Source organism: Azospirillum sp. B506, assembly GCF_000333595.1.
GTDB lineage: Bacteria > Pseudomonadota > Alphaproteobacteria > Azospirillales > Azospirillaceae > Azospirillum.
In genome coordinates, this window is the sequence record NZ_BADK01000174.1 from 1 (window position 1) to 13,051 (window position 13,051).

Annotated in this window: 10 protein-coding genes and 1 pseudogene; 7 read left to right on the forward strand and 4 right to left on the reverse strand. The window is 65.5% G+C overall.

Annotation, left to right across the window (positions count from 1 at the left end; genetic code table 11):
• The 6 genes from I71_RS06015 to I71_RS39530 form a co-directional block, all read left to right on the forward strand.
• Positions 1–811 (forward strand): NAD(P)-dependent oxidoreductase (locus I71_RS06015; RefSeq protein WP_042692301.1); only part of this gene is annotated, 811 nt, incomplete at its 5' end.
• 27 nt (positions 812–838) lie between these two features.
• Entirely contained in the window at positions 839–1,663 is an 825-nt protein-coding gene (locus tag I71_RS06020) for a class II aldolase/adducin family protein (RefSeq protein WP_244433668.1), read from the forward strand.
• Positions 1,660–2,664, forward strand: coding sequence for an ABC transporter substrate-binding protein (locus I71_RS06025; protein ID WP_042692304.1), 1,005 nt, complete (start codon positions 1,660–1,662; stop codon positions 2,662–2,664). Before I71_RS06020 ends, I71_RS06025 begins: the two co-directional genes overlap by 4 nt.
• 29 nt (positions 2,665–2,693) lie before the next feature.
• Positions 2,694–3,899 (forward strand): acyl-CoA dehydrogenase family protein, encoded by a 1,206-nt coding sequence (locus tag I71_RS06030; protein ID WP_042692307.1) that lies wholly within the window; start codon positions 2,694–2,696, stop codon positions 3,897–3,899.
• Between the two features lie 298 nt (positions 3,900–4,197).
• Positions 4,198–5,007, forward strand: a complete 810-nt coding sequence (locus I71_RS06035) for a transglutaminase family protein (RefSeq protein WP_042692310.1) — start codon at positions 4,198–4,200, stop codon at positions 5,005–5,007.
• 1,042 nt (positions 5,008–6,049) lie between these two features.
• A complete protein-coding gene (locus tag I71_RS39530; RefSeq protein WP_042692313.1) occupies positions 6,050–8,413 on the forward strand; it encodes a hypothetical protein in 2,364 nt (787 codons plus the stop codon).
• A gap of 165 nt (positions 8,414–8,578) precedes the next feature.
• On the opposite strand, the gene I71_RS06045 is transcribed toward I71_RS39530, so the two are convergent.
• Complete coding sequence (locus tag I71_RS06045) at positions 8,579–9,079, reverse strand: Lrp/AsnC family transcriptional regulator (protein ID WP_244433669.1); 501 nt, start codon at positions 9,077–9,079, stop codon at positions 8,579–8,581.
• A gap of 305 nt (positions 9,080–9,384) precedes the next feature.
• On the opposite strand from I71_RS06045, the gene I71_RS06050 reads away from it, so the two are divergent.
• Positions 9,385–10,197 (forward strand): helix-turn-helix domain-containing protein, encoded by an 813-nt coding sequence (locus I71_RS06050; RefSeq protein ID WP_042692316.1) that lies wholly within the window; start codon positions 9,385–9,387, stop codon positions 10,195–10,197.
• Between the two features lie 121 nt (positions 10,198–10,318).
• Here I71_RS06050 and I71_RS06055 read toward each other — a convergent pair whose 3' ends face one another.
• The 3 genes and pseudogenes from I71_RS06055 to I71_RS06065 all read right to left on the reverse strand — a co-directional run.
• Positions 10,319–11,653, reverse strand: a complete 1,335-nt coding sequence (locus I71_RS06055) for an MFS transporter (protein ID WP_244433670.1) — start codon at positions 11,651–11,653, stop codon at positions 10,319–10,321.
• 422 nt (positions 11,654–12,075) lie between these two features.
• Entirely contained in the window at positions 12,076–12,606 is a 531-nt protein-coding gene (locus I71_RS06060; protein ID WP_042692321.1) for a flavin reductase family protein, read from the reverse strand.
• A 91-nt stretch (positions 12,607–12,697) separates the two neighbouring features.
• A pseudogene (locus I71_RS06065) lies at positions 12,698–13,051 on the reverse strand (3,4-dihydroxy-2-butanone-4-phosphate synthase); the annotation flags it as partial.

Consider the following 13,051-nt stretch of genomic DNA (forward strand, 5'->3'; position numbering starts at 1 on the left):
CCGCCCGCTGATCGGATGGGAGAAGGCACCGACCGCCCCTCCCCCCGGCTGGGGAAAGGACCTGCGCTGGATCCAGTCTGCCTCCACCGGCATGGACGTCTACCCGTCCTGGCTGCTCGACGGTGCCCCGGTCGTCACCTGCGCCCGTGGCGTGTCGGCGGTCGCCATCGCCGAGTATGTGATGACGGCGATCCTGACCTTCGAGAAGCGGTGGGACGCCATCCGCATCGCTGGACCGGAGGACTGGCGGCAGAAGACGCTGGGCAGCCTGTCCGGCAAGCGTCTGGGGCTGGCCGGCTTCGGCTCCATCGGCCGGGCGGTGGCCGAGCGAGCGCTCGCTTTCGGAATGGCAGTCGGAGCGGTGCGCCGCTCCGGCTGGGCCGAGCCGGAAGCGGGGGTCGAGCCGTTCGACCGGCTGGAGGCTTTGGTGGCGGCCAGCGACCATCTGGTGCTGGCCCTGCCGCTGACGGGAGCCACGCGCGGACTGATCGGGGCCGACCTGCTGGCCCGGGCCAGGCCGGGTTTGCATCTGGTCAATGTCGCCCGTGGTGCCCTGGTCGATCAGCAGGCGTTGCTCGCCGTCATCGATGCCGGTCGGGTCGCCGCCGCCACGCTGGACGTCACCGACCCCGAACCTCTTCCCGCCGGCCATCCCTTCTATCGGCATCCCGCGATCCGCCTGACACCGCATGTCTCGTGGTCCGCCCCGGAGTCAGACCGGCGGCTGGCCGACCGAATTCTCGCCAACCTCGATGCCTACGCGCGCGGCGAACCGCTGCACGACGTGGTGGACGCCCGCAGTGGCTACTGACCCCTTTCCCGACGGAGCCTACGCCCGATGCCCCACATCCAACCCCGGCCGCGCAAATTCTGGCCGCCGGTCGATCCGGTCAACCACACCAGCGTCGAGGAGGAGCGGCAGCACCGCAAGCAGCGTCTTGCCGCCACCTTCCGCCTGTTCGGCCGCTATGGCTTCGACCAGGGACTGGCCGGCCACGTCACCGCGCGCGACCCGGAACATCCCGACCGTTTCTGGATCAACCCGCTGGGCCAGCATTTCCGCAGCATCCGGGTGTCGGATCTGCATCTGGTCGACGGCGACGGCACCATCCTGCACGGCGACCGCGCCATCAACCAGGCCGGCTTCACCATTCACTCGGCCATCCACCGGGCACTTCCCGAGGTGGTGTCCGCCGCCCACACCCATTCGACCTATGGCAAGGCATGGTCGGCGCTGGGTCGGCCGCTCGCCCCGCTGAGCCAGGATGCGGCCGCCTTCTATGAGGATCAGGTGATTTTCGACCCCTATTCCGGCGTCGTCCTGACCGAAGGGGAAGGCAGGCGGCTGGTTGGGGCGTTGGGCGACCGGAAGCTGGCGATCCTGAAGAACCACGGCCTGCTGACGGTCGGGCCGAGCGTCGAGGCCGCGGCCTGGTGGTTCATCAGCGCCGACAACGCTGCCCACACACAGCTGTTGGCCGAGGCCGCCGGCCGTCCCGAGCCCATCGACCATGAGACGGCGCTGCTGACCCGTTCCCAGGTCGGCACCCACCAGGCGGAGCCTACANTTTCCATCCACTGTGGGAATGGATCGTCGCGGCCGAACCCGACCTGCTCGACTGATCCTGGTCCTTTCACATTTCGCGAAGCCCAAGACCGATGACCGCGAATTCCGCCCTTTCCCTGTCCCGCCCTCTGTCTCGTCGGGGCCTGATCGCCGCCGGCGCCGTCACCGTCGCCGCCCCCTTCGTCCTGCGTCGCCGGGCGGTGGCGGCGGAGCCGCTGCGCCTGTCCTGGAACGCCGGCGCGGTCTGCTTTTCCGCTGTTCCGCTGGCCTTCCAGCTCGACCTGTTCAAGAAGCATGGGCTGGAGGTGGAGCTGGTCAACTTCACCGGCTCCACCGACCAGCTGCTGGAGGCCATCGCCACCGGCAAGGCCGATGCCGGCGTCGGCATGGCGCTGCGCTGGTTGAAGCCGCTGGAGCAAGGCTTCGACGTGAAGATCTCCGCCGGCCTGCATGGCGGCTGCATGCGGCTGTTCGGCGCGAAGGCGGCGGGGGTGAAGACGGTGCTCGACCTGCCGGGCAAGGTCATCGGCGTCAGCGACATGGCCAGCCCGTCGAAGAACTTCTTCTCGGTCGTGCTGACCAAATTCGGCCTCGACCCCAACAAGGATGTCGAATGGCGCCAGTACCCCGCCGACCTGCTGGGTCTGGCGGTGGAGAAGGGCGAGATCCACGCCATCGCCGACGGCGACCCGCTGGTGTGGAGCCAGACCAAGAATCCACAGATGGTGGAAATCACCAACAATGTTTGCGGCGAGTTCGCCACCCGCACCTGCTGCCTCGTCGGCGTGCGCGGCAGCCTGCTGCGCGACAACCGCCCGGCGGCCAAGGCGTTGACCGCGGCCCTGATCGAGGCCCAGCACGCCGCCTATGCCGACCTGCGCGCCGCCGCCGCGGCCTATGCGCCCTTCGCCCCCAAATTCCCGGTGGAGGAGCTTGAGGCGATGCTGCGCAGCCATGCCCACAACGTCACCCCCATAGGCGACGAGCTGCGCCAGCAGCTGGCGCTCTACACCGACGAGCTGAAGAGCGTGTCGGTCATCAAGCGCTCCACCGACAGCCAGCGCTTTGCCGGGCGCATCACGGTCGACCTCGCCTGACCCCCTTCACTACAGCGGAACCGCCTGCCATGCCCTTCGACGACCTGCCCCTTCCGGCCGCTCCCTTTGGTGACTCCGGAACCGCTCCGGCAATCGATCCGTCGCTGATCGCCACCCTGTCGGCGGAGTTCGCGCTGCGGGCGGCCGAGCATGACGCCGCCGCCAGCTTCCCCTTCGAGAATTTCGACCGGCTGGCCGCCGAGGGGATTCCGGGGCTGGTCACGCCGGAAGCGGCGGGCGGCAGGGGCGGCGGCCTGCGGGACGCGCTGGCGGTGGTGAACGGGATCGCCCGCGGCGAGCCGTCAACCGCTCTGGTCCTGGTGCTGCAATATGTCATCCACAACCAGCTCTGGCGCGGGTCGGCCTGGCCCGAGGCGTTGCGCGACCGCATCGCCCGCTCCGCCGCGACCGATGGCGCCCTGATCAACATCCTGCGGGTCGAGCCCGAACTGGGCACGCCGCACCGCGGCGGTCTGCCGGCGACGGTGGCGCGCAGGGTGCCGGGCGGTTGGCGCATCTCCGGGACCAAGCTCTACTCCACCGGCATTCCGGCGCTGTCCTGGCTCGGCGTCTGGGCGCGCTCCGACGATGCCGAACCGCTGGTCGGCACCTGGGTGGTCCCGCGCGGCAAGGGCCTGACCGAACAGGGGATCGATGTGCGGGAAACCTGGAACCACATCGGCATGCGCGCCAGCGGCAGCCACGAGGTGGTGTTCGACGAGGTCTTCGTCCCCGAGGACCATGCCGGAGAGCTTCGTCCGCCGGCCGGCTGGGCTGCCCCCGACGCCATCGCCACCGCCTGGATGGCCACCCTGTTCAGTGGCGTCTATGACGGCATCGCCCGGTCCGCCCGCGACTGGCTGGTCGGCTTCCTGCACGCGCGCAAGCCCACCGCGCTGAATGGAGCGTCGCTCGCCACGATTCCGCGCCTGCAGGAGGCTCTGGGCGGAATCGAGGCGATGCTGCTGACCAACCGCGTCCTCCTGCGGTCCCTGTCGGCAGCGGTGGACGGCGGCACGCCCCCCTCCTCCAGCGACAGCCTGCTGGTGAAATACACGGTGACCAACAACGCCATCGATGCGGTGGCGCGGGCACTGGAGATCACCGGCAATCCCGGTCTGTCGCGCGACAACCCGCTGGAACGCCATCACCGCGACGTGCTGTGTGCCCGCGTCCACGCCCCGCAGAACGACATGATTCTGGCCGGGGCGGGACGCGCCGCCCTGTCCCGGTGATCGGACGTGCCAGTATCCAGTCCCGCAGCGGACGCTTGCGGGCATGAGGCTCGCCAGCCCCCGCGATGCGCTCCCGGAATGAGTACCCATTCGGGATCCGATAATGCTGACGGATCATTGGGATTGATGGCTATCTAAATTCAATCGGATATGCTGCTATAGGAGAATAACGATCCAATCTCATCCTTGACGATGAGGATTTCGGCGGCGGCGACGCCGATGCAAAGTGCGCGTGCCGATGCTTTTCCGTGCCCGTCCGGCTCCCGGTCGGCACCGGCTTTTTTTACGGAAGGTCTTTATGCGCATACGCCTGGGCTACCAGTTGACCTTCAGCTTTCCTGCTCCGACGCCAATGATCGTCATGCTGAACGTGCATTACTCCCGGGTCGGTGACCTGGAGCAGCCCGATCACCTCGTCACCAGCGTACCGGCACCGATCCAGGGTTACCGTGACAGCTTCGGCAACTGGTGCAGCCGGCTGGTGGCACCCGCCGGCTCCTTCACCATCACCGCCGACAGCATCATCCGCGACAGCGGCTCGCCCGACCCGACGGAGCCCGGCGCCCTGCAGCACCGTGTGGACGAACTGCCGGCCGAGACCCTGCTGTTCCTGCTGGGCAGCCGCTATTGCGAGACCGACGTCCTGTCGGACGAGGCGTGGCGGCTGTTCTCGGGCACTCCGCCGGGGTGGGCGCGGGTCCAGGCGATTTGCGACTTCGTCAACGGCCATGTGACCTTCGGCTACGAGCATTCGCGCCCGACCCGGACCGCGGCCCAGACTTATGCCGAAAAGCGGGGCGTCTGCCGCGACTACGCCCATCTCGCCATCGCCTTTTGCCGCGCCATGAACATTCCCGCGCGCTACTGCACCGGCTATATCAGCGACATCGGCGAGCCGCCGCCTTATGCGCCGATGGATTTCGCGGCCTGGATGGAGGTCTATCTCGGCGGCCGCTGGCATGTTTTCGATCCGCGGAACAACGCCCGCCGGATCGGACGGGTTCTGATCGCGCAGGGGCGTGACGCGGCCGACGTACCGCTGACCCACACCTTTGGCCCCAACACGCTGACGGGCTTCCGGATCTGGACGGACGAGGTGGTCGCCTGAATTGCCCGGTCGGCCGGACCGGCCCCGACGGAATCCTGCTGCGGTCGGCGGAAGAGAACGGCAAAGCCGAGGCGGCTGAAACGCCGGATGGTTGCCGGTTCCTGAGAGTGCCTCCGCAGACCCGTTCAGGGCGAATCAGGGCGTAGACGAGGTACGGCAGAAGCCCGGCCGGTCACCGGACTGGCCAATGCATAATCGACGATCCTCCGGCAGTCCTCCTTGTAGCCGGTCGCAGGCATGGACATAGGCGACCGAAGCGGCGAAGAAGCGCGACGGTGAGCGCCAGAAGCAGGATGTCGAGCATGGTGTCGTCTACGCGACGCGCACCCTTGACCGTACTCATCGCGCCGGCTCATCGTCGGCGGGATGGCATGGGGCAAGGGAAACAGGGTTGGTCCCCCCATCAGCCATCAGTCCGGCGGGTGGGAGGTCCGATCCTGCAAGGGTGCGCCGAAGTCGCGTATTCATTCGATGTGGGGCGGAGGGCGCGGGATACATAGATCCCATATATGCCGCCAGTCCGCACAGCACGCTGGCGGATTTCAGGAGGCGCCTGGACGATGGATGCCCGCTTGGTCATTGAGAAGCGCTCGACCCGCAACTCAGTCGCTCAAGACGGCCAGGCCGGCTCAAGGGTCGGCAGCAGCCGGACGGCAATCAACCGGTAAAGCACCGTCGCAGTGTCTCCTATCAGGTCCACCTTGCCCTTTTCCCCAGCTAGGCTGTCCCACTCGACCGGCGGACGCGGCTTGAGGCCACCTGCCGCCGGGCAGCTCAAATCTGCAGGCCCTTTTGATATCCGCTCGGTGAATGACGCCGGGATTCCCTGATTGCCTCATATTGTCTTATATGTATTATATTGTATTAATTTGTTGGGTTGGTTGACGTCAGGAATACAAGACAATGGACAGTGAAATCGTCACCGTTCACCCCACCCCTGATTGCAACCCATCAGAACGGGACGGGCGTCACACTCTCTGTGTCGCCTCACACTGGCACCCTGCCCAACCCTGAAAACCATAAAGCCGGAGGAAGAGCCGCGATGTCCGAAACCCAGCAGCCTGTTCGCCACATCGCCCCCGTCGGGCTGTACGAACGCAACAAGGACCGCCCCTTCCTGGGGGCGACCAGCTGTTCGCACCGCCGGCTGGTTGCTGGCGAGTGGACCGAGCTGCAGCTGGTCTACGAGGTCGGTGCCTCCGGCCTCGCCGATGGCGCCGGCATCAAGCTGGCGATGAAGTTCTATTCCGACTGGGCGCTGTTCCAGACCAGCGACCCGCAGGCCGCCAACTACGTCTCGGCGGAGTATGAGGCCGGACCGCTGGTGCCGGGACAAAGCCCGGCGACGATCCAGGCGCTGAAGGTGCGCTTCGACCAGAAGGGCCACGAGCGCCCCTACCAGAAGGCCATCGTCATCGACGTGATCGACGGCTACCTCAATCCCGGCGACCGGATCGTCATCCGGCTGGGCGACCGGCGGCGCGGCGGGCCGGGCACGCGGGTGCAGAGCTTCGTTGAGCAGGGCTTCCGCTTCCGCGTCTTCATCGACCCGCTCGGCAGCCAGAAATACGCCGAGGTGCCGGGCGACTGCATGCTCGACATCGTTCCCGGCGCTCCTGCCGCCCTGCGTCTTGTGGCGCCGCGCCTGACCGCACCCGGTCCGGCCAGCCTGCTGCTGCGTGCCGAGGACGTCTGGGGCAATTGCTGCACCGGCGGCACCATCGACGCTGCCCTGACCCTGGCGGGACCGCAGGGGAAAACCACACAGCAACTGACGCTCTCGCCCCATCCCGATGCTTATGGCTGGCTGGTTCATCGCCAGGAAGCGGCCTTGTCGCAGGGCGAATGGCGCATCGCCGCCACCGCCGACGGGCTGGTCCCGGCAGAAGCCTTCGTCACCGTTGAGGAGAACGCGCCGCGTGCCTATTACGCCGATCTGCATGTCCATTCCAACGACACGGTCGGCACCAACGACACCGCCTACAACCTGTCCTATGGCCGCGACGTCGCCGGGCTGGACGTGCTGGGCTACACCGCCAACGACTTCAACGTCACCGAAAAGGCCTGGAGCGAGGCGGTCGGGCTGATCGACCGCTTCAACGAGGCCGGCCGCTTCGTCTGCTACCCCGGCACCGAATGGTGCGGCAACTCGGCGGCCGGCGGCGACCACAATGTCGTGTTCCTGCGCGACGGCGTGCCGCAATTCCCCACCGACAGCCGAGGGCAGCCGGTCCGCTCCTTCGAGTGGAACGAGTCGACCCGCGGCAAGCTGCGCCCCGGTGCCTGGCCGCTCGACGATCTCTATGCCGCCTATCAGGACGACCCGGAAGGTCATCTTCTGATCCCGCATGTCGGCGGCCGACGCTGCAATCTCGACTGGCACCATCCCGAGCTGGAGCGGCTGATCGAGATCGGCTCCGCCTGGGGCCAGTTCCATTGGGTCTATGCCGAGGCGCTGGCCCGCGGCTACCGGCTCGGCGCCTCGGCCAGCAGCGACGAGCATCAGGGCCGATGCGGCGGCGGCGCGCCGGCCACGGCGGTGTTCGGCGCGCGCGGCGGGCTGACCGGGGTGTTGGCCGACCGGCTCGACCGCGCCACTGTCGGCCGGGCGCTGCGGTCACGCCGCACCTTCGCCACCACCGGGGAGCGCAGCTTCGCCGGCCTGCGGCTGGGCGACCGCTGGATGGGCGAGGTGGTGCAAGCGTCGGCGACGGAGGCGCTCGACTACCGGCTGCTCGGCGACCGCGGCTGGGAAAGCCTGCGGCTTTATGACGGCGAGACCCTGCTGTGGGAGCGCGACCTGCACCGCGAACTGGGATTGTCGGAGCGGCGGATTCGGCTGAGGCTGGGCGGTGCACGCATCAAGGACCGCTACCGCGGCGCCTATTGGAGCGGCGGCATCACCGTCACCGGCGCGGCGGTGCAACGGGTCGATCCCTTCGGCTTCGACCATCCCGAACAGGGCTGCTGGCGCCAGGACGCCACCACCGTGGCCCTGCGTACCGTCACCCATGGCGATACCGACGGGATCGAACTGACGCTGTCACGGCTGGCCGGCACGCGCATCCGCGCGCATCTCGACATCGGCACCTATGTGAAGGTCGGCAACCCGCTGACTCCGCCGCCCAACCCGCATGCGCCCGAAGCGGTGCTGGAGATCGACGGCGACGCGCTGCTGGATGCCGCCCGCTCCCCCACCGGAGCCATCACCCGCACGCTGCCCGGCACCGAATTGACGGTGACGGTGGAGCGTGTCACCGAGGCGCCGCTGCCGCGCGACCTCGCCGGCCGCATTCCGTTGGCCGGGCTGGGTCTGGAGGACGGCCGCGAGCATCCGCTGTTCCTCACCGGCCGTCAGCGCGACCAGTCCCGGGTCTGGACCTCGGCGCTGTTCCTGACGCTCTGAAGGCGACAGCCCTGGCGATGCGGTCACGCCGCATCGCCAGGGCCGATCAGGAACAGAAGCCCGGCTCGGGCGGCATGATGCAGGTTGCTTTGGAAGGCCCGCTACTTCGACGAGTATGACACAGATACGGTTGTCGAAATTTCGGTCACTGGGATAGCCCGCATGTCAATAGCGGATGACTATTGCCTGGGATGTACTGATAGGCAATTCAGTTTTGTAGGTTATCTGTTTTAGAACAAGGTTTGATCGGATCGTCGCGACAAACTCTATTTTTGATAGCTTCCTTGCTATAAGTTGTTCTAGTTCATCTACGTCTCGGACAATCACGCGCAGCAGGAAATCGCAGTCACCGGTCATCCAATTGCATTCCATCACTTCGGGAATCCTCTCGACGGCATCCCGGAAACTCTCCAGCGCCGATTGCGGCTGTTTGTCGAGCTTGACTTGGATATAAGCATTGATTTCCAATCCCATTGCCTTCGGATTCAGAAGGGTGACCCGTCGATCGATGATGCCGGTCTGTTCCAGCTTCTTCACCCGCGTGAGACAGGGCGAGGGAGACAGGTTGATTCGGCCGGCCAGCTCTACGTTCGTCAGATTTGCATCCTTCTGCAGCTCGTTGAGGATCTTGATGTCCGTTCGGTCGAGCGTCAGCGTGTTCATCATGATGACTCCCTGTTGTAGTCTTGACGGCTTGGCTTGGAACCGAAGCGAAGAGCGGCAGGAAATTTCGCGGAACAAACCTGTTTGAGTGCAGCGCGCAATCCCTTCCGCCATTCGAATGTACACACGGCAGAGTGTATCCGAGCCCAATCAGTGGCAGAATCTATGGGATTGCCAATTTATGTCGCGAAACTGTCAAATTCGGACCCGGGTCCGCATCGAGATGCACGGAGGGCGCAACATTGCCGAAGAGTGTGCGGGTTGGTGCAGAGTGGCAGAATCCCCCGGTGACCGTCGGGACTCTCGCAATGCCGTGGGATCCCACCGGCCTGCGCGTCAGCTTCGCCGCTTTGGATCCCGACGAGCTTGCCCGCCCCGTGGTCTCATTCCTTGTCCGGCGGAATGTGGATGACGACGAACTGCCGATCCACCGGCACCGGAAAGGCCAGCTGGTGGTGGCAGCGGAAGGCTCGGTCATGTGCCGGACGCTCGACGGGCTTCGGATCGTCCCATCCAACGGAGCGGTTTGGATTCCGGGGGAGGTTCCCCACAGCGTTTCCCTGTCGGACAAGGGCCGGTCATACTGCGTGTTCATCAATCCGGAAATTTCACCTCTGCCGAATTCATGCGCGACATTTTCGATCAGCCCGATGCTGCGGGAGATGATCTTTCACCTGGCCAACCTGCCGCCGCTCTACCCTCCGGAGGGGCCGACCAGCCGTCTGGTCCAGGTCATTCTGGACGAACTTGCGCAGATGAAGGCGGAGCCGCTCCACTTCCCGGTTTCCAATCACCCCAGGATCCAGCGCATCGCCGCCCAATTGCTGGACGCACCGGACGACCGCAAGACCCTCCGGGAGTGGGCGGCCGCCGTCGCCATGAGCGAGCGGACTTTGGCCCGGCTTATTCTGAAGCAGACGGGGATGTCGTTCGGCCGGTGGCGCCAGCAGCTCCACATCGTGATCGCCGTTCAACGGCTGTCGATGGGCGCCACGGTTCAGGCGATCTCCCAGGAACTGGGATACGACTCTCCGAGCGCCTTCACCGCCATGTTCAGAAAACACATGGGACAGCCTCCACGCCGGTATCTGCAGGATCGCGCCGAAGGCACGGCAAACTGACGCTGCATCGGGCTTGTCATGCCGAAGGCCCTCGATCCGGGCTACCGGGATCAAGGGCCTTCGGTGGGTACGGGGACCGCCATCGCGATCACAGCATCGATGCCTGACGCTGCTTACCCTATCAGCTGACGATATCCTGCCTGATGCTCTTTCGCGCCACCATGAAGGCTGCCGCCGCCAGGATATAGGCGAGCGACGTGCTGAGCAGCGCCCAGCGGATGCCGTCACCGGCGCCTATCGATGGGGCGAGAAAATCGCTGATCAGGCCGACGGACAGCGGGCCGAGGCCAAGCCCGATCAGATTGGCGAAGAACAGGAAGATGGCGGTGGCCGTTGCCCTGGTGCGCGGATGCACCAGGCTTTGCACCGCCGCGAAGATGGGGCCGTAATAGATGGACTGCAGCATCATCGGCAATCCCATCAGGCAAAGCGCCGCCACGGTGTTCGAGGCGGTGTAGGTCGCGAAAAGCGCGAACGGCATGCACAGGGCCGCTGCGGCCGGGATGGTGGCATAGGCGGTCAGACTGCTTCGTACGCCGCGATCCGTCGCCCAGCCGCCCAGCCAGGTGCCGACGGCTCCGCAGAGGCCGACGATCAGGCCCAGCACCGTACCGAGAAAGCCGGTGGCGCCCAGTCGGATTCCGGTGAGATCGTTCAGCCTGACCGCCAGCGCGCCCAACCCTTCCGCGTGATTGCGCAGAAAGTGGGAGCTTTGAAAGGCGAGATTGCTGTAAATTCCGAAACTCATGGTCGCCATCGCGACCGTGAGCCAGATATAGGTCGGCTTGTTGTTGAGTTCGGCCAGTGCCTCCCTCAGGCCGGGCGCGGCTTGAACCCCGCTGGCCGCGAAGGACTTTCGCGGCTCGGGCAGCGTGAAATAGGCCAGAAGCCCAAGGATGATGCCGGGCACCCCGACCAGCGCGAAGGACGCGCGCCAGCCGAGACTGTCCGCGATCAGGCCACCGACAACCATCCCGACCAGGGTACCGGCCGGAATGCCCATCGAGAAGAACGCCAACGCCGAGGCCCGCTTCTCTCTCGTCGTGTAATCGCTGATCAGGGATTGGGATGCCGGCGTGCAGCCGGCTTCGCCGACCCCCACCCCGACCCTGGCGAGGAACAGTTGGGCAAAGGTCTGGGCCACGCCGCAGATCGTCGTGAACAGGCTCCAGGTGATCGCCGACAGCGCGACGATCCTGACCCGGTTTGAACGTTCCGCCCACCGCGCGATCGGAAGGGCCAGGGATGCGTAGAAAATGGCGAAGGACAGTCCGGTCAACGACCCCAATTGCCAGTCGGCGAGACCGAGCTCGCGTTTGATCGGCTCCGCCAGGATATTGACGATCTGGCGGTCGACGAAGTTCAGCATGTAGACAAGGAACAGCAGGGTCAGGGCATAGCGCCGATAATGGATCGACATGCCCATCGGCTGCGGCTGCGGCTGCGGCACCGACACCGTGGTCGTTGCGTCTTCGATCATACGGCAGTCTCCAAAAGGACCGGGCACAGGGCAGCCGGGTCGGTTTCGGTCGGAACGCGGTGTCGGTAGGCGCGGGGAAAGCATGCAGCCGGCCTGCGGCTCGGGATACGCCGTCAGTGCCTGACGCCTGTGCCGATGAGAAACACGTCGCGGTCGGCACACGGGTCATAAGGGTCGGCGAGGGTCGCCTGGCAGGTCAGCTTGAAGCGATAGCGGTCCCAGACCATGCCATCGAGGCGAGCCGGAGGAGCCGGCGCCCCTAATTGAAGGCGCCGTCATAGGCCGTGCCGTTGACATCGCCGGCGAAGACGACGGACGGTTTGAAGCCTCCCTTGCGGTGGATAGGCCTCGTTACCCAATAAAATCGGATACGATAAGGCAAATTTTGGATATAGTTATCACCTATCGGAATCAAAATACTCCATTCTTCCAAATTTTCCCAAAGAGTAAATCAGTGGAACCTTGTCTTTATTGTGAATTTGACCGACAACGACGCCGATCATGATCGTATGGGTAGCGGCTTCCACACTGTCCTGTAGTCTGCAATCGAAGCTGCAAACGGATTGGCGAAGGACCGGAACCCCGGTGACCCTCTCATCCCATTCGTCGGCGGCGAAACGGGCGGCTCCCTTGCTGCCGTCCATCGCTGCGAAGCGTTCCGCCAACTGGACCTGATCGGCGGAAAGGACGTTCCAGGAAAAGGCGCCAGTCGCGAGAATGACGTCGTGAGCCTCGGCACCACGGTTGATGCAGGCGAGAACCATCGGCGGATCGGCACAGAGGGAAACCGCGGCGGTGACGGTCAGGCCACGCCTGTCGGTACCCTGGCCTGATGCCACAATCGAAACCGACCCCACGACGGCCCGCAATGCGGTTTTGAAAGCTGCCGTCTCCACATGGTTTGGAACCGGAAAAACTTGTCCTGACATGGTGACCTCATGCAAGGGAGTGGAATGGCATGCCGTCGGCCGAAATTGACGCCGTGGGGCCGGCCGTAAAGACCCTGTGTCGGCAACGGTGTTATGGGGGAGAGGCGACCGGCAGCGCCCGGTGCTCGACGATGTTCAGCCCATAGCCCCGGAGCGCCACCGGGACATGCCGCGAGTTGGACAGGAGGATCATGTCGTGAATGCCGAGATCCGCCAGAACCTGGGCGCCGACGCCATAGTTGCGCAGTTCGGCCTTGTCGACGAGCGGCTCGCCCGACTTCACGCGGAGAAGCTGGGAAATCGGCATATCGCGGTTGAACAGCACGATCACACCCCTCCCTTCGGCGGCGATCTCCTGCATGGAGCGGGCGAACATATCGGCGCGCCCCCCAACCTGGCCGAACAAGTCCGACAGGATGTCAGCGCGTGCATGCCCCCCAGGGTC